This is a genomic window from Chryseobacterium gallinarum (genome assembly GCF_001021975.1).
Taxonomy (GTDB): Bacteria; Bacteroidota; Bacteroidia; order Flavobacteriales; family Weeksellaceae; genus Chryseobacterium; species Chryseobacterium gallinarum.
The window spans coordinates 3,070,020-3,087,682 of sequence record NZ_CP009928.1; the positions used below are offsets into that span (position 1 = coordinate 3,070,020).

17 protein-coding genes and 1 riboswitch are annotated in these 17,663 nt (G+C 38.7%); of the genes, 3 read left to right on the top strand and 14 right to left on the bottom strand.

All coding sequences use genetic code 11. The features are described 5' to 3' along the window. Positions 1-35 precede the first annotated feature (35 nt). The 11 genes from OK18_RS13805 to tsaE all read right to left on the bottom strand — a co-directional run bounded on the left by OK18_RS13805 (position 36) and on the right by tsaE (position 9,369). On the bottom strand, positions 36-878 hold the full coding sequence (locus OK18_RS13805; protein ID WP_050021512.1) for a prephenate dehydrogenase: 843 nt from the start codon (positions 876-878) through the stop codon (positions 36-38). A gap of 175 nt (positions 879-1,053) precedes the next feature. Then, positions 1,054-1,689 carry a hypothetical protein gene (locus OK18_RS13810; protein ID WP_053328351.1) on the bottom strand — a complete coding sequence of 212 codons (636 nt, stop codon included), beginning with the start codon at positions 1,687-1,689 and terminating at the stop codon, positions 1,054-1,056. Further along, positions 1,682-2,104 (bottom strand): hypothetical protein, encoded by a 423-nt coding sequence (locus tag OK18_RS13815; RefSeq protein WP_053328352.1) that lies wholly within the window; start codon positions 2,102-2,104, stop codon positions 1,682-1,684. Before OK18_RS13815 ends, OK18_RS13810 begins: the two co-directional genes overlap by 8 nt. After that, on the bottom strand, positions 2,104-2,628 hold the full coding sequence (locus OK18_RS13820) for a hypothetical protein (protein ID WP_316932797.1): 525 nt from the start codon (positions 2,626-2,628) through the stop codon (positions 2,104-2,106). Before OK18_RS13820 ends, OK18_RS13815 begins: the two co-directional genes overlap by 1 nt. Before the next feature lie 39 nt (positions 2,629-2,667). Beyond that, entirely contained in the window at positions 2,668-2,922 is a 255-nt protein-coding gene (locus tag OK18_RS21705) for a hypothetical protein (protein ID WP_228377617.1), read from the bottom strand. A gap of 330 nt (positions 2,923-3,252) precedes the next feature. Further along, complete coding sequence (locus OK18_RS13830) at positions 3,253-5,535, bottom strand: cation:proton antiporter (protein ID WP_053328354.1); 2,283 nt, start codon at positions 5,533-5,535, stop codon at positions 3,253-3,255. A 317-nt stretch (positions 5,536-5,852) separates the two neighbouring features. After that, a complete protein-coding gene (locus OK18_RS13835) occupies positions 5,853-6,560 on the bottom strand; it encodes a LytR/AlgR family response regulator transcription factor (RefSeq protein ID WP_050021505.1) in 708 nt (235 codons plus the stop codon). Further along, on the bottom strand, positions 6,535-7,308 hold the full coding sequence (locus OK18_RS13840; RefSeq protein ID WP_082129196.1) for a histidine kinase: 774 nt from the start codon (positions 7,306-7,308) through the stop codon (positions 6,535-6,537). The genes OK18_RS13835 and OK18_RS13840 overlap by 26 nt, the downstream gene beginning before the upstream one ends. Before the next feature lie 23 nt (positions 7,309-7,331). Continuing rightward, the gene (locus tag OK18_RS13845) at positions 7,332-7,703 is read right to left on the bottom strand and encodes a hypothetical protein (protein WP_050021504.1); all 372 of its coding nucleotides are present in this window, start codon (positions 7,701-7,703) and stop codon (positions 7,332-7,334) included. Next, positions 7,703-8,893 (bottom strand): alanine dehydrogenase, encoded by a 1,191-nt coding sequence (locus tag OK18_RS13850; RefSeq protein WP_053328355.1) that lies wholly within the window; start codon positions 8,891-8,893, stop codon positions 7,703-7,705. Before OK18_RS13850 ends, OK18_RS13845 begins: the two co-directional genes overlap by 1 nt. Positions 8,894-8,961: 68 nt before the next feature. Then, positions 8,962-9,369: a tRNA (adenosine(37)-N6)-threonylcarbamoyltransferase complex ATPase subunit type 1 TsaE gene (gene tsaE / locus OK18_RS13855; RefSeq protein WP_053328356.1), complete on the bottom strand. Its 408-nt coding sequence runs from the start codon at positions 9,367-9,369 to the stop codon at positions 8,962-8,964. Positions 9,370-9,598: 229 nt separating this feature from the next. Here tsaE and dnaG point away from each other — a divergent pair, with 229 nt between their 5' ends. Both dnaG and clpP read left to right on the top strand, forming a co-directional pair. After that, the gene (dnaG, locus tag OK18_RS13860; protein WP_050021503.1) at positions 9,599-11,581 is read left to right on the top strand and encodes a DNA primase; all 1,983 of its coding nucleotides are present in this window, start codon (positions 9,599-9,601) and stop codon (positions 11,579-11,581) included. Positions 11,582-11,695: 114 nt separating this feature from the next. Next, positions 11,696-12,382, top strand: coding sequence for an ATP-dependent Clp endopeptidase proteolytic subunit ClpP (clpP, locus tag OK18_RS13865; protein WP_050021502.1), 687 nt, complete (start codon positions 11,696-11,698; stop codon positions 12,380-12,382). 56 nt (positions 12,383-12,438) lie between these two features. Here the strand turns inward: clpP and OK18_RS13870 are convergent, their stop codons facing one another. Both OK18_RS13870 and OK18_RS13875 read right to left on the bottom strand, forming a co-directional pair. After that, complete coding sequence (locus OK18_RS13870; protein WP_053328357.1) at positions 12,439-13,563, bottom strand: T9SS type A sorting domain-containing protein; 1,125 nt, start codon at positions 13,561-13,563, stop codon at positions 12,439-12,441. 8 nt (positions 13,564-13,571) lie between these two features. After that, on the bottom strand, positions 13,572-14,852 hold the full coding sequence (locus OK18_RS13875; protein ID WP_053328358.1) for a YncE family protein: 1,281 nt from the start codon (positions 14,850-14,852) through the stop codon (positions 13,572-13,574). A 53-nt stretch (positions 14,853-14,905) separates the two neighbouring features. Then, positions 14,906-15,093, bottom strand: a riboswitch (cobalamin riboswitch). A gap of 256 nt (positions 15,094-15,349) precedes the next feature. On the opposite strand from OK18_RS13875, the gene OK18_RS13880 reads away from it, so the two are divergent. Then, complete coding sequence (locus OK18_RS13880; protein WP_053328359.1) at positions 15,350-16,615, top strand: esterase-like activity of phytase family protein; 1,266 nt, start codon at positions 15,350-15,352, stop codon at positions 16,613-16,615. Positions 16,616-16,818: 203 nt separating this feature from the next. Here the strand turns inward: OK18_RS13880 and tpiA are convergent, their stop codons facing one another. Next, positions 16,819-17,577 (bottom strand): triose-phosphate isomerase, encoded by a 759-nt coding sequence (gene tpiA / locus OK18_RS13885; protein ID WP_050021499.1) that lies wholly within the window; start codon positions 17,575-17,577, stop codon positions 16,819-16,821. Positions 17,578-17,663: the final 86 nt, after the last annotated feature.

The window sequence follows — 17,663 nt, forward strand, 5'->3', positions numbered from 1 at the left end:
CCCCGGACCGCAGGTCCGGGGGTTTTTCTCTAGTCTTATCTTAATATTCCCCTGATCCTGTTGGCATTGGTGATCAACTCTTCAAGATATTCATAATTCTCTTTTTCCAAAGCGGATTTGAATTTTCTGAGCTGGGTAATGTGTTCATTTAAAACATCCAGTACATTTTCTTTATTCTGTTTAAAGATCGGTACCCACATTTCAGGATGGGATTTTGCCAGACGTACAGTACTGGAAAATCCTGAACTTGCCAGCTGGAAGATTGTTTCTTCTTCACGTTCCTTTTCAAGGACAGTGTTGGCCAGGGCATAAGAGGTAATATGTGAAATATGTGAAATATAAGCGGTATGGATGTCGTGGTCTTCTGCATTCATATAAATCTGATGCATGTCCAGGGCAGCCACAATTTTTTCAACGGTATTCAATGCGTCCTCAGCAGATTCTTCTTTATTACAAATGACTCCTGCTTTTCCGGAGAAGCTCTCGGAAATGGCAGACTTTGGACCGCTGTTTTCTGTCCCCCACATCGGATGGAAGGCTACAAACCTTGAGCGTTTCGGATGGTCTTTGACGGCGCCCACAATTCCGGCCTTTGTAGATCCGGCATCCATCACGGTTTGTTGATCTGATACAAGATTTAAAACATCCGGTAATAATTTTCTGGCTGCATCTACCGGAATAGCCATGATGATCAGGTCCGAGTTTTTGATTCCCTGATGCAGATCGGCTTCTGCATCAATGATTTTTAAATCTAAAGCCTCTTTAATATGCTGTTGGTTCTGGTCAATTCCATAAACAAAATCGGCAATGCCTTTTTCCCTTAATTTTAAAGCCATCGAGCCTCCGATTAATCCTACTCCTATAATACTTATTTTCATTTTTTAAATTTTTATAATAAAAAAACCCCGTCCAGGACGAGGTTTTAAGTTATATTCATAAGAATCCCTATCCCAGATCTGAGCTAAAAATTCTATAATAATATGTTCCTTTATTAAAATTCACAAAGCGAAGGTATAAAATATTTTTGAAATCCGAAGATTTTCTTATCTAAATTTAATCGGCACTGTGAATAATGGTTCTTTTCACTTTACCTCCCTGCTGTTCCAGTTCTAAAGTGGTCACTCCGCCTGCAAACAGGAATTCAATTTCAATTTTTTCCGGAGCCACCTTGTAGTGGATAGATTCCAGGCCATCCTGATTGATTGTTTTTTCTACAGTGTGTCCGGGCAAATCCGGAAGCAACAGTTCTGCCTTTTCTATTTCATTTTCTTTAATGGTTTTTTGATATACTTCTTTAATGGTAGATTCCGGGAAAAAACATTCCTGCTCACTTCCATATTCAATGGTCTTTTCTGTACATTCCTTCAGAGCAGGTATTTCTTTGTTTTCAGGAGTCTTATATTCTGCAGCAGAAACTTTTGCAAGGCTACTGTCTTTTTTTTCGGAAGCTGTGGTTTTGCTTATAGTTTGTTTTGGATCGTTCTTGCATCCTGTTACCAGCAACAAAGCAAGAGCGATGAAACTCAATTTTTTCATGAAGATTGAAATGTATGTTTTAAATTCTGAATTATTAATTACAGTCCTGTTTTTCGACTGGTTGGTAAAGATAAATGTTTTGTTTTTATTGATAGGGACTTTTAGAGGGGGCACAGGATATTTTCCTGCGAATGCTTCAGTTGGCTTAGCCATAAGGATTACCATTCAATTTCAAAAATTTCCGGTAATAGTCATCCAGATATAATGAAAACTGTTCCTCAAAAGTCTGATCTTCCCAGTTTTTATTGATAATTACCGGGCTTTCTATACGGAATATAATTTCTTCCAGCTCCTCAGAAGTCAGATCATTTATTTTTACGGGATCAGGTAAAGCAATACGGAATGCCAATACTTCAGCGCCTTCTTCCTCCCACCATTCCATACTGAACCGGGAAATATCTTTTTGAGTAATCTGATGTAATGCCGTTTCAAGATGCTGGTAATTGATGAGGTTTTTGTCTCCGGCAAGGTCTGTATGGGATGTATAATCCAGGATTAACTTTAAAATTTCCGGATAGCGGTTTTCCGCAGTTTTCAGGTCAGGCTCTATATCTGATCTCAGTTCCATTATTGCTTTGAATTTCGGATTAAGGTAAGACGTTCTTCCAATTCTTTAATTTTATTGATCCAGTAGTTGATTCCTTCCTGGTTGGTAACGGTTTCCCTGAAAGCATTGTTGCTCACGGCTCTTAAATGTCCGCCATTTTTCTGATATTCAAGCTCCCGTTCTTTCTTGTTTTCAGGTTCAACACGGTATCTCCAGAATACCAGAGCACGCATATATTCCGCCCGGATTTTTTCCAGATAGGAAATAATGGCTTTACGGTCTTGTGGAATATATCCGGGGCCGGAGCAACCACAGGAATGGAAGGTGATGCCCACGGTGTACAGATTGCGGATATGTGCCCATTGTTTATCATCATTCTTTGCCGGGGACTCAAAATCAAGCCCCATATTGGCCATCAGGTTTCCACATTCGGGACATTTGGCGTCCACTGAAACAGAAGCGTTTCTGTCCACATCTTTTAAAGTGTGGCGTTTGAATGTTTTCTGACAGTTAAAACAGGCGTAATGACTTTTGTAAATCATCATAGCATATCGGCACATATTAGAATCTTGTTCTTTTGGTTATTAATTTTTAGCAATATTTTTTTCATCATAGCTGATTCCCATCAGGCTGCTGGCACTTCGTGGATCATAAACCGACCATATATTACCCCAGGAAAACCTGAAAAAGACACCGGGATAGGGTGTTTTCCTTTTCCAAGTGGGAGATATTCCCAACAGAAGTGTCAGAAATCTGTTATTGCGATGAAAAACCTGTATTTCCTTCTCTTCCGTCCACCCGTTCCAATCTTTAGTATCGCTGCTTTCCCATGTATTCATATGGAGACTGTGCAATCTATCTTCAAAGAAACATGGGCTGAGGTACAATTGGTAACCTTTACCTCTGTTGTTTTAAAGTAATACCAAAAATACCCGGTTTTTACATTCCACATATTGTGATAATTTACTTTGTAAAAATCAGTCTCCTTCAGCTGATTGAGTGGCATCCCTTTATACAGCCGGGTAGCAAAGGGTTCCAGCTCAATACTTCCATTTTCACTGTTAATCAGCATTCCTGTAAAAAAATTGAAGCTATAAATATACCCGTTTTTTCTTTACAGACAACGAATAATATTTACAGCTTCGGTAGAAATAGAAATATCGGCAGGTTTATGGATTAGAAATAATTAATGTGGAAGGAATATCAGAAAGCCATAAACTTTTTGTATCGATGAGATTTTTCCAGCTTTTACTGCTGATGAGCATCAGATCCTGTGCATTCAGGAACTCTTTCTCAATTTTCTTTTCGTTGTACAGTGTAATGTGGTTAGGAGCTACCTGTTCTATACTCCTGATCAGCTCTTTTACTTCAATATTATTACGGATCTGGCCTGCAGCGTCCAGAATAATGATCTGAGAATTGTTATTGTTGATTAACCTTTTGGCGTATTCAAGAAGATAAAAATCGCTGAGGTTAAAAATGGGTACAAATACCTTGTCTGCGGTTTTGAAACCTTTTTCCACCAAAACTCCTACAGGAATATTGGTTTTATCCAGGATTTGCAGGGTAAAATCATCAAAAGGAGAGTTGTTGAAAATATTTCCTTTCCCTTTTACCGTATTCAAAAGCTTCTCAGGATTGATGATTTTCGTGGTAAAGCCCAATAGTCTTCCCAATAAGCTTCCTTCATACATAGATTTTCCAAGCATGATCAACAGGAGGTCATAATTTCCTTTGTTGGAAATGCTGGTGAGGTCGCTTTCTATATCGGTAGAAGCTTTGAAAAGGGTGGTGACTTCAAGTTTCAGCTCATGCGATGTCTCAATCACGTTCTGGAACTGGGAATTTTCATATTCGTTGATATCATAAGCGTGCATTTCATCCACCGGAGCAATATTCATGGCTGTAATACTTTTATTGCCATTCATTTTATGGGTGAAGTCATGGGCTAACCTGAGCAGGGTACTTCCCGATTCAGGTTTGTCAAAAGACAGGAGAACACGATATTTAGAATCATTTTTATCATAAAGCTCTTCATTGTTTTCCTTTTTGGATTTAAAAATAAAATTAATAAAGTCTAAGGCCGGCCCCGTCATAAAAGTGGTAAATAATGCCATAATTACCAGCATGGCAAAAATCTCGGGTCCCAATACACCAAGGTCATAGCCGATATTGAGTACAATAAGCTCCATTAAACCTCTTGTATTCATAAGGGCTCCGATCGTTAAACTTTCTTTCCAGTTGATTCCGACGAATCTGGCAGTCAGGGCACTGCCTGCAAACTTACCAAGAACGGCCGTTAAAATAATAAACCCAGCCGTCATCCACAGTTGTCCATCATTCAGCAATCCGATCTGGGTACGCAAACCCGTAAAAACGAAAAACAGCGGGAGAAGAAGTACCAATGCCACATCCTCTACCTTGTCAATAAACAGGGTACGGAACTTAGCGTTTTCCGGCATAATAGCTCCTGCCATAAATGCCCCGAACAAAGCATGGATTCCTATTACTTCCGTAGCATAAGATGACAAGATCAGGGTCAGGAAGAAAATGGCCACCATAGGTTTGCTGATGCTGTTCTTTCCTGCCTGAAGATCACCAATTCTTTTAAGGAAGGGTCTTACGATTTTAATCATTAAAAATACATAAGCAATAGCCATAAGAATAACATAAATGGAACTGGTAAAAGAACCGGCTTTTACAATGGCAATTACAGCAGCCAGAATACACCATGCCGTAATGTCATCAGCCGCTGCACAGGTAATCACAATAGTTCCCAACTTGGTTTTCTGAAGATTCCTTTCCTGTACAATTCTTGCCAATACCGGAAAAGCGGTAATACTCATGGATATGGCTATGAATAAAGCAAAAGAGGTAAATTGAATACCATCAGGCGCAAATTTCTGATAAATAAAATAAGAGAGACCGATTCCCAAAGCAAAAGGGATAATGATACTGGCATGGCTGATGACCACAGCGTCGTGAGCTTTTTTTCTTAGAACGCTCAGGTCCAGCTCCATGCCCACAATGTACATGAAAAGAATAAGCCCGATCTGACTGAGAAATTGCAGGTTACCCAGGGATTCTTTAGGAAAAAGAAATGCAGAAAATTCAGGGAAATACATTCCCACCAATGAAGGCCCCAATACAATACCTGCAATCATTTCCCCGATTACGGTAGGCTGCCTGATCTTCATACAGATCCATCCGAAAAGCCGGGCCGTCAGAATAATGGTAACAATCTGCGCCAGTAATAAAGCCAATGGATGATGAAGATTGGTTTTAAAAGACTCCATGAAATTTTCCCAGGTAGAACCGCTACTGGTTTGGGCAATCATATTTTCCTTTACTTCCAGTGTCTGCCCTTCCACAATAAAGAAGTACATCAGGCACGAAAAGACGGCTATAGTTGTAATGTAGAAAATTAAATTCCTGTATTTTCCCCAATTCATGATTCCAATATTTTATTGCAAAATTGATAAGAATATAGTTATGTTAAATACTGTTTTTCTTAAAATGTAATGAATGTTTCAAAAAATGTAACAAAATGTACTTTGAAAGAATATCCGGGACGGGTTTTTTCTGGTTTCGACCCCGGATTTAGGCTATAAAGACAGGTAGCACAGTCCCGGATAAAGTTCCGCAGCATAAGGAGATTTTCATTAGTAATCATTTAATTATAGCAAAAATAAGCAGACCCTGAGTTTTAAAAACAGGGGCGTAATGAAGCGGATGCTTTCTGTAATGAAACTGGAAATCTTTGAAAAATCTATTTTCCAAAAAGCTCCATGAGTGAACTTTTATAGGCTTCTCCAATCTGAAGTTTAAGAAAATGTTCTCCTTCAGGAAGGGTTGTGATAATTTCGTTGGTAGTAAACACCTTAATGGAAGAAAGGGAAATGATTTCTTTTTTATTGACCTGGGCAAAGTCTTTAGCCGGAAGCATCTCCAGGAGATTTTTGAAGTTGAGGTTTTTCAGCACAATCATTGTTCCGTCATTCAGGATGATATCTTTATCACGGCTGTCGATCTCTGAGGTTTTGATATAGGCAATCTGTTCTGCCAGAATAACGGTTTTACCAATATTGGTGTTCCATTCGATAAAGGTCTTTTTCCGGGAAGTACTGATCTGTTCCTTTGCTTTTTCAAAAGCCTGGATCAACCGCTCTTTTCTGATAGGTTTTCGTACATAATCCACCACATTCAGGTCAAAAGCTTCTGCTGCATATTCTTTATAGGCTGTTGTGAAAATGATTTTTTTTGAACCTGAAATCAGTTCTGCCACCTGAAGTCCTGTCATTCCGGGCATTTCAATGTCCAATACACATAGATTGCAGTCGAGGGTATCAATTTCACTCAGAAAGACTTTAGGATCATTAAATGCTTTGACGACTTCTACATCATCAATCTGTTCGCATAGAAGTTTTAAATAGCTGATGGCTAATAGTTCATCATCGAGAATAACGCATTTTATCATAGAAATCTCCTAAATTGATTTTTAATTCTGCGGTGAAGATACCGTTTTTAGAACTTTTTTCAAGCTGATAGTGGGTGTTGTAGATCATCTGGAGCCTTTGGTCTAAAGACTGGCTGCCGAAACCGCTTTTCTCTTTTGCCAGTATATTTTTCAAAGAAGCTTTATTGCTTACTTTCATAGTAAAAATTCCGTTCTCAAGCTCCATATAAATGGAAATAAAAGAATCCTGGGCCAGAAAGTCGGTATGTTTGAAAGCATTTTCAATCAGGTCTACAGAGATCAGCGGAGCAAAGACTTTTTCCTCATACACAGCGTCAGACTTATTAATCCTGGATTTAATTCTGAAATCAAAAAGAGGATTTATTTTAATCTTGTTTATTTCAATCAGGCTTAAGGCAAAATTCAATTCTTCCTTCGGGCTTACAAATTTGTTGTTACTTTCATATAAAATATAATCCAGAACATTGGCCAGTTTGTCCAGGGACATATAGGTCTGATAAGCGTGAGACTGCACTGAATTAAGAATGTTTTTGAATAAATGCGGATTGAGTTTGGTGCCGATATGTTCCAGCCGGACTTCATTCAGCCGCTGCTCAATCATTCTGTTGGTTTCTGACAGCCTGATATTTCTCTGCTTGAACTTCTGATATTGGCTGAACAGATAAATACTTGTAGTCAGAAAAAAGAGAATGGCAAAAACTCCAATGAAGATCAGATAATCATGAATCATGTAGTAATTGCCGTCCATACAATAAGGTTACAGGATGAAAATTATTTCAGCTTTTTGAGGCTGTTTAAAGTCACACTTTCCTCACATTTTTCAAAAGTGATTTCATATCTCGGATTCTTTTCAGGATAGGTTAAAAGATAGTCCGGGCATGGTTTCTTTTGCGCATGGCTCCTGTCAAAGTCAACTTTTCCTTTGGTAATGATACTGTCTTTAATAAATTTCTCATCTATCCTGTATGTATACATTTCATTTTTAAAGTTATCGGAATAGGTGAATTCCTTGGACAGGGTTTCAGCAATAACGCGGCTGTTGGGTAAATAACCGCTGCAGCTGGCTCCTTTTTTGTTTAAAATAAAAAATACAATCAAAAGCCCCGGAATGAAGCCTATGGCATAAAATTTCAGTTTTTTCATTAGAAGATTAAAAGATTGATATCGTGGTACGTAAGGCCGAAACGGTCACAGATGATCTTTTTGGTATGTCTGCCCTTGTACATATATAAGCTCTGCTTCATTTCATTTTTGCGGATCAGCATGTTTTCAAATCCGCCCTCTTCGTCATAATTCAGGATATAGGAAAGGAAGAAATTTGAAATAGCCTTTGTAGTGGTTCTCGGCATTCTTGAGGTAAGGTTGGGAAGCCCGCAATGGATCACCCCGTGTTTGATGATATAAGGATCTTCCATGGTAGTCAGTTCTGACGTCTCGATTACTTTACCATTGTCTATGGTGATATCGATAATGACGCTGCCCTTTTTCATTTTCATGACCATATCCTCAGTGACAATAGGGGTCATATTTAATCTTGGAAGCGCCCCGATGACTACGTCGGCACGTCTCAGGCTTTTGCTGAGCTCCTTAGGATCAATAATGGAAGTAGGCACACGGCTGTCAACCATAGTGTGAAGCCTTCTCAGTTTAGACAAAGAGTTGTCGAAAACTTTTATGCTGGCTCCTAAACCTATGGCTGCCTTTGTCGCAAATTCACCCACGATCCCGGCCCCGAGAATTACGACTTCAGCAGGTCTTACTCCCGTAATGCCTCCCAGCATTAAGCCATTTGATAAGGCTAATAATTCTGATGCATATAAAATAGAAACGGTTCCTGCAATTTCTCCGATGAGCCTTACCAACGCCAGCTGTTTATATTCATCAACAATAAATTCAAAAGCAATGGCATTTATTTTTTTCTCTGCAAGTTTTAAAAAGTATTCCTTATCCCTGAGATTGATCTGAAGTGCAGAAACCAGATAGGTATTAGGTTTCATATAATCAATCTCCTCTTGTGTAGGCGGGTTTATTTTTAAGATCAGATCCTGTCCGAAAGCTTCTTTAGGATCAGTCGTAATCCTGGCTCCCGATTCGGAATACTGTAAATCTGTAAAAAATGAGCCTTCTCCGGCCCCTGATTCTATAATGATCTCATGGCCATGCTCTACCAATACTTGTACCGCGTCAGGAGTAATACAGGTTCTCCTTTCGTTGAGACAGGTTTCTTTAGGAATCCCAATACTGAACTGTTTTCCTTTCTTAATAACCTCCAGTTTTTCTTCTTTCGGCATCAATTCTTCTTCTGTGAAAGGAGTAAAAATATTTGTGCTCATCCTTAAATTGTATTATGTCTTACAGATTATTTTTTAACACTGAATTAGTAAGCAAAGATACATAATATTTACTCGAATGAAATTTCTCTGCTTTCACCCGTGTTCATAATGTTCATTGTGTGGTATTTAAGGCCGTACAGCTCCTCTTCATAAACCTCAGGCCACTCGATAATGCATAAAAAGAAATTATCAAGGTATTCTTCTATCCCGATATCATAGACTTCTTCAATGTTTTTCAGGCGGTAAAGGTCAAAATGATATACTTTTCCTTTCGGAGTATTGTATTCATTCACAATAGAATAGGTAGGAGAGCTGACTTCATCTTCACTTCCCAGTTTTTTAAGTAAAAACTGTGTGAAAGTAGTTTTTCCTGCTCCCAGGTTTCCTTTTAGTAAAAATATATGGTGTTGTAATTCAGGAATAATGGTATCAACAATTTCCTGCCAGTCTTCAATTTTATTTATAGTGAACTGCATAAGCTAATTTATTGCAAAAATAATGAAATTTAAGAAGCGGGAAATTGAGAATTTGAGAAGTCCACAACAAACAAAGTTGTTCATAGGGAAATTAATATATCAATAATGATGGATTAGCCCGTCAAATAATCAGTACAATGCAATCGGCTTACCACCTTACCATCTCCGACGGCTTAATTCTCCCACCCAAAATCTTCCATGTTCTACGCAAAATACTTAATTTTACAGCATGATATCCAAGCAGACGATAGATAAAATTTTTTCAACAATACGGGTAGAAGAGATTGTAGGAGAATACGTGCAGCTGAAAAGAGCAGGGTCTAATTATAAAGGACTCAGCCCTTTTCATGATGAAAAAACTCCGAGTTTTGTCGTTTCTGCCAGTAAACAGATCTGGAAAGATTTCTCTACCGGAAAAGGAGGTACTGCAATCTCTTTCCTTATGGAAATTGAAAACTTTACTTATCCTGAGGCGCTTCGTCATGCCGCCAAGAAATATGGGATTGAAATTGAAGAGGATCAGCGCGAAATTTCTGAAGAAGCAAAAAATGCCCAAACAGAGAAGGACCTGCTGTATAAAATTCATGAAGTAGCCAATAATTACTTCCAGGAAATCCTTTGGGATGACCAGGAGGGAAGAAGTATCGGGCTGGCTTATTTCAAAGAGCGTGAGCTTAGGGATGATATCATTAAAAAGTTCCAGCTGGGATATTCCCCGGAAAAGAAAAATGCTTTTACGGAATATGCTCTGGAAAAAGGCTATTCCAAAGAGATCCTGGAGAAATCCGGACTTTCCATTTTTCCGGAAAATGCTCCTGCAGGAATAGACAGGTTCCGGGAAAGGGTTATTTTCCCAATACACAGTTTTTCAGGAAGAGTTTTAGGATTTGGTGCCCGGATTCTAAAAAGCAATGTTAAAACAGCGAAATACCTCAACTCACCGGAGACGGAGATCTATCATAAATCAAATGTTCTCTACGGGCTAAATCAAAGTAAGCAGGCTATTTCAAGAAAGAATGCCTGTCTTTTGGTGGAAGGTTATATGGATGTGATTTCGCTTCATATGTCCGGAATTGAAAACGTAGTGGCAAGTTCCGGAACTTCACTGACTACCGAGCAGATCAAATTGATCAAAAGGCTTACAGAAAATGTAACCATTCTTTTCGATGGGGATAATGCCGGGATCAAAGCCAGTTTCAGAAGCATTGATATGCTGCTGACAGAGGGAATGAATATCAGGGTGCTATTATTCCCTGACGGAGATGATCCGGACTCTTTTGCCAGAAAACATCCGCAGGATTATGTTGAAAAATACATCGAAAATGAAGCGATGGATTTTATCGACTTTAAAGCAGAAATCCTCCTTAGGGATGTTGAAAATGATCCCATTAAAAAGGCAGAAGCCATACGTGATATTGTAAAATCGGTTTCTTTTGTACAAAATGCGCTGAAAAGGGAAGTATACCTGAAAGAAGTTTCAAATAAATTCGGGCTTTCCGAGCAGAGCCTTTTCAATGAACTTGATGTCCAGAAGCAGATTACCCAGAACCAGACCCACCATGTTCAGCAGCAGAAGGAAAAAACGCCTCCGAAAATGGAGATTGTTCCGGTGGATCACGAGAAAGAAGATCCTTTTCTCTATGATGTTTTGTTTATGGAAAATAAATTGGTGGACCATATGCTGATGTTTGGAGATATTGTACTGAAAAGAAGAAATGAGAACAATGAAGAGTACCAGATCACGGTTATTGAAGAGATCCTCCATCATTTTGAAGAAGAACAGTACAAGTTTTTAGTCAAGGAAAATGAGATTATCATCAATCAGGTAAAAGAAGGAATCCGGAAAGATGAGCTCAGAAGCGGAAACTTTTTTGTATCTTTTATGGATGAAGAAATTACCACGAAGGTTGTAGATGCCCTGATTCCGTTAGATGAACTTGAAAACTGGGCTTCCAGGAATATTTATCCGCCTAATTACGGGGATAAGGTCGCAGATCAGGTTAAGGGCGATATCTTATTGCACAAATACCGGTACATCGATTATCTCATCAAAGAAACAGCCAGGGAACTGGATCAGTACAGCAATACGGATGAGGTAAGATATTTTGATCTGATCAAAAAAATCACCCTGCTGAAACAAGCTTCCATACGATTGAGCAATATCATCGAATACTCGCCGATTAAAGGAATTTATGCGGGGAGAAGAAGATAATGTACAGACAGGTTTTTGTATTCTGTGACAAAAAGTCTGATAAAATTTTAGGAATAAATATTGTAATTTACATTCCGAGAATATTTGTTTAAAAAAATAATACATAATAGAAATATGGACATTAAAAAGGAATTCAGAGATTTCTCTGTAAAACATTTAGGAAATAACGGTCTGGTTACCGATCAGTATATGGGAATGTATGGTCCGACGAACCTTACCCCTTACATTATGGAAGAGAGAAGACTGAACGTTGCTCAGATGGACGTTTTCTCCCGTTTGATGATGGACAGGATTATCTTCCTGGGAACAGGAATTGATGACCAGGTGGCAAACATCGTTACTGCTCAGCTCTTATTCCTGGAAAGTGCCGACCCGTCAAAGGATATCCAGATTTATATCAACTCGCCGGGTGGTAGTGTGTATGCAGGATTAGGAATTTATGACACCATGCAGATCATTAAGCCTGATGTAGCAACAATCTGTACAGGTATGGCCGCTTCCATGGGAGCTGTATTACTGGTGGCCGGAGAGAAAGGGAAACGTTCTGCGCTTAAACATTCAAGGGTAATGATTCACCAGCCTTCAGGCGGAGCCCAGGGAGTGGCTTCTGATATGGAAATCAACCTGAGAGAGATGCTGAAACTAAAGCAGGAGCTTTATGAAATTATCGCTCACCATTCAGGACAAACATACGAGTGGGTTGAGAAATCTTCTGACAGAGATTACTGGATGACTTCTGAAGAAGCTAAAGGCTATGGAATGGTAGATGAAGTTTTACAGAGATCTACAGAGAAAAAATAATTGATCCCGAGATTATATTGAAAGAGGCTGTCCCATTTTTTGAGACAGCCTCTTTTCTATTTTTTAACAATCTTACGGATAACTGACTGACCTGAAGTTTTAATTTCTACAAAATAAATTCCCGGGCTTAAAGATTGAATATTAATCCTGGAATTCCCTGATGTCATTACTTTTTGGCCTGAAGAAGAATATATATTCACTTCTTTCATACTCTCCTGGGTATTGATATGAATATAATCAGTTGCAGGATTAGGATAGATACCCACTGTTCTTTTACTGACAGAAGAAGTTCCAAGTGTGGATTGAGGAGCTTCTGTGGGCGTAAAGGGCCTTCTCTGTCCGAAACTTAATCCAAGCCATTCACCGTTATGTAAAGTAATGGATGAAAGGTCGTTATGAATTTTCCAGTTTGACAAATTAGTTCCTTTGTATAATTTCCAGGAGTTGGACCCGTTCGGGATGCCTGAAAAAGAATTCAGGGATAAAGAAGAAACCTGATTGGCAGCTGACGTATAATTAAATGTGCTTACCTGGGTATCAATCAATTGTAAAGCCTGCTCTGCGGTAATGGTTCCGTTATATTGAATTCCAAAAACAAATGAATCAGCATTTCCGTTAGAATTATCAGTTCCGAAGTCAATAACCACTAAGCTTTTATCAGAACCTGTACCGATCCAATTGGTAATCTGAGACGAATTGTACCATAGGGAACTATAGGCAGGAAGCGGAGTAGAAGGCGCTTCTGCTGTGGGATTGCTGAACCCATAGGAAGCACCATACCATTTTCCGGCTGAGATGGTCCCGTTGTTCATCCACCCTACGGCAGACCAGCTGTTGGTATCATTCCCACGCCATAAACTCCAATAGTCCGGCCCGGATTGTTGTGAATGATCATTGAAGCTTAGCTCATCAAGGAAACCATTATTGAAGGTCAGAAAATAATCAAAGGCGGGTTCTGCATTTTTGATCATCTGAAGCATCTGAGGTCCGGTGATATTTTGCCCCGGATCGAACCGCACTCCCCAGGCATAAGACCTGTCATTGGTTCCGTCTTTAAAGTCTGCTACAAAATAGGCAGTCTGAGAGCCTGTTCCTACGAAAAACTTTATGTCGTTTGCAGTAAACTGTGCGCAACAAAAAACTACGATAAAACTGCATATAAAACTTAATATCTTTTGCATCCGGATTCTTATTTGATGATTAGTTTTTCAGTGAAGTTAGTGCTCTTATCGGTAATTTTTACAATATAAGTACCTTTAGGAAGTGTGTTTATATCAATTCCGTTTTGGGTATATTGTGCGTTGATGACCTTTCTTCCGTTAGCATCATACACCTGAATATTTCCGCTGTTTAAACCTTGTACAAAGAATTTGCTGTTTGCCGGATTGGGATATAAAGACAATTTAGAAGCTTTTGTATTTTCCACTGTTGAAAGTGACGGCGGTGCACTGTTGTTGTAGGCAATGATTTGATTAGGCAGCATGGTCACTGTGAAAGTGTTTTGTAAGGTTCCCTGTAAATCATATGTATAAATTTTTCCCGGTGCAATATATCCTTTAGGATCAGCTACATAAATCGTATTGTTGACAATATTAAATCCGTAAGCAGCACCATAGCCGGTTACAGTAATAGGTGCCGTTGCAATGGGTGTCGTTGAAAAAGACGGTGTTGCAATAGGTGTTTTATAGATTGAAGCATCTTTCATGTAATAAATATTCGTTCCGTCTGTATCCATAAAAGAAGGTTTTGTTCCTGCCGGAAATGCAGTACTTGAAACGGTACTTTGAGTTACTGTATTATAGACTGTAAATGTTCCAGAAGAGTTTGAGGTGTAGGGATTTCCGAAACTCATGATATAAAGAAACTGATCTTTTTCAAAAATGCTGTGTGGAAAATCACCAACGTTTACCTGGGATTCAACTGTATTGGTAGAAGTATTGATCACATCCATAAATTGGTTGATTCCAAAACCTCCTTTTAGCAAAACATATAATCTGTTGTCTTTGCTGTAAATTTTTTCGGGTCCGCTTCCAACCGGAATATTGGTTTCATGCGTGTAGGTATTGAGGTCATAAACGGCTACATAATTTTCTGTAGAACCGGAACCTCCCCAGTTGGTTACATAAAATTTGTTTCCGCTGAAGGCAATATATCTCGGATTATCCAGATTGGCAGAGATTGTGGTGATCAAAGAAAAGTCAGACTTATTGATGACTTTTATCTGATTGGAAATATTCAGGACCACAAAAATTCTGTCACCATAAATTTTAATGTCCTGTGCCGTATCCCCCAATGCAGCATTATTGTTGTGGGTTTTAAAATAGTTATTGGTAACTGATTGATTGGAGATCAGCGATATTTCGGCATTATTACTGCCGGCACCACCTTCATTAAGCACTAAAACGGCTTCAGTTTGAGCATTTGCAAAAAAAATGACAAATGCAAGAATAAGAAAATAGATTTTCTTCATGATATTATTAATTAAAGTTTTATTCCCGAAACTTACTTTCAGAGAGAAAAATTCTTCTGAATTGTATTAAGGCAGGTCTCCTGGCTTACATCCTATAGCGGCCTTCCCGGATCCGGATCCAGTGGCATCTTATGCTATAGGTGGAATAGTCTACAGTTGCGGGTACAGCTCAAGCATTGAATAAATTCTCACTTGATTCCCTATTAATGAACTATGTTCAACCTTAAAACGCTGCAAATATATCATATAAATTCCTGATTTACGTGTGGTAAATAACTTATCTTTTGTGTATTAAGTGTTTTATAAGCTCTTAGCTATAACGTGTTTTTTGAAATTAATAAAAAATGTGACCGATGGTTTTGTTTTTATAAATTTAACGGCAGGTATAGCTGTTTATATTGAATTCATTTTACAGGTTTCATTGTTAAAATACAATTATCATTGAATTAAAGATTAATTTACAATCGATTTATACTTTCGCAGCCATAAAAGTGAATATGAAAAGATTACTATTATCTGTTTTGATGTTAACGGTATTGGTTTCTTGTAACAAAGATGACGAAACTGCCCATAACCAGGATATTAATTACTCTAAACTTCCTCAGGAGTTTCCTTTTTCAAAATTAGCAACGGTAAATGGTGTGGATGTCATTAATGGAGGTTTTGGATCAGGTGCGGCTGCACACCCTACAAGAAAAGGGGAATTTTATGTCATTACAGACAGAGGACCTAATACGGATTACCTGAACGGGAAAAAGTTTTTGGCTCCCAATTTCAGTCCAACAATCATGCATTTTAAAATTAATGCCGAAGGAAATATTGAGGTGATCAAATATATTAAGCTTAAAAATCCATCAGGACAACCTATCACAGGTCTACCCAACCCTGTAGGAATGGGGAGTACAGGTGAAACGGCTTACGATGCTTCAGGAAATGTACTGGGAACAGACAATTATGGTCTCGACAGTGAAAGTATTGTTGCAGCAGCAGACGGTACCTTCTGGGTTTCCGATGAGTATGGCCCTCACATTGTACATTATAGTGCAGAGGGTGTAGAGATAGAAAGAATAAGTCCGATAGGCGTTAATACAGGAACAAGAAAACTTCCCGCTGTGCTGGCAAAAAGAAGGGCCAACAGGGGAATGGAAGGGCTTTGTATAACTCCTGACGGTACTACTTTAGTGGGAGCCATGCAGTCTATGATGCATGTTCCAAGCAAGGCTTTGGCTAAAAATACTACCTTAACCAGAATTGTCACTTTTGATATTGCTACAGGGAAGACCAGACAATTTTTATATAAACAGGACGGGGGAGCCTCTGATTCAGTTTGTGACATTACTGCAATAAGTAATAATGAATTCCTGGTGATTGAGAGAGACGGAAACTTCGGGTCACAGGGCGGAATAAAAAAAGTATACAGAATAAACCTGAGCGGAGCAACAGATGTAAACGGACCGGATATTGCCGCTGTTGACGGAATGAAAATCAATAATAAAGCTTTGGAAGAGTGTAGTTGGGATGAAATTACCAACGCCGGGATTAAAACGGTTTCTAAAACATTAGCTGTAGATCTGGTTGCCAGGTTAGGATATGAACATGATAAATTTGAAGGAATTGTTTATTTAGGAAATAATAAACTCGCTGTTTTCAATGATGATGATTTCGGGGTAGTAGATGATGGAAACGGTAACCCTAAAGCAAAAATACTACCTAAAACAGGCAAGGTAGATAAAGGAACAATGTACGTAGTCGATATTCAATAATTAGATTTTTTTTACGAAAAACGGCGGGGATTATCTCCGCCGTTTTTATTGGTTAAAAAATTGGTACACCGTTCAATGAAACGGGCTTTAGCCCGTTTAAAGATAAATAGCATTCCACTGGCTTTAGCCGAAACATATCATATTGAACCCTCTCTACAATCAGTAAAGAGGGTCCGGAAAAATATAATGTTCTGTAAAATTAATTAATTGAATGCCTCAATAATTTTAGAGAAATCTTCCAGCTTTAATGCTGCCCCTCCAATAAGGCCACCGTCAATATCCGGCTGAGAAAATATTTCTTTGGCATTATCCGGTTTTACGGAACCTCCATACAGGATAGATACTTCATCAGCTACTTCCTGTCCGTATTTTGTTGCAATAATATTTCTGATGTGGGCATGGATTTCCTGAGCCTGTTCCGGACTTGCGGTTTCTCCTGTTCCGATTGCCCAAACCGGTTCGTAAGCAATTACTACTTTTTTGATTTCTTCAGCCGAAAGAGTAAACAAAGCTACTTCAGTTTGGTTTTTTACGACTTCCAGATGCTGCCCTGCTTTTCTTTGCTCAAGGGTTTCTCCGTTGCAATAGATAGGAGTAAGCCCTTTGTCTAATGCCAACTTGATTTTTCTGTTGCAGTGTGAATCTGTTTCTCCGTGATATTGTCTTCTTTCAGAGTGGCCGATCAATGAACCGTTTACATCAATAGATTCCAGCATATCTGCAGAAATTTCTCCGGTGTAAGCACCACTTTCATGCTCGCTCATATCCTGGGAAAATACCCCGATTTCATCATTTTCAAAAATGTCTTTCGCCATCATCAGGTATAAAGAAGGCGGAGCAATCCACACTTCGCAGTTGGTAGCATTATTGTTTTTATAGCTTAGTAACTGAATCATCAATTGTTGGGCATCAATTACATTTTTGTTCATTTTCCAGTTTCCTGCTACGATCTTTCTTCTCATAGATTTATTATATTGATTTATTTTTACTTTTAATTTTTTACTCTAATGAATCTGCGAACTTAATATTTTCTCACGCTGATTTGTTT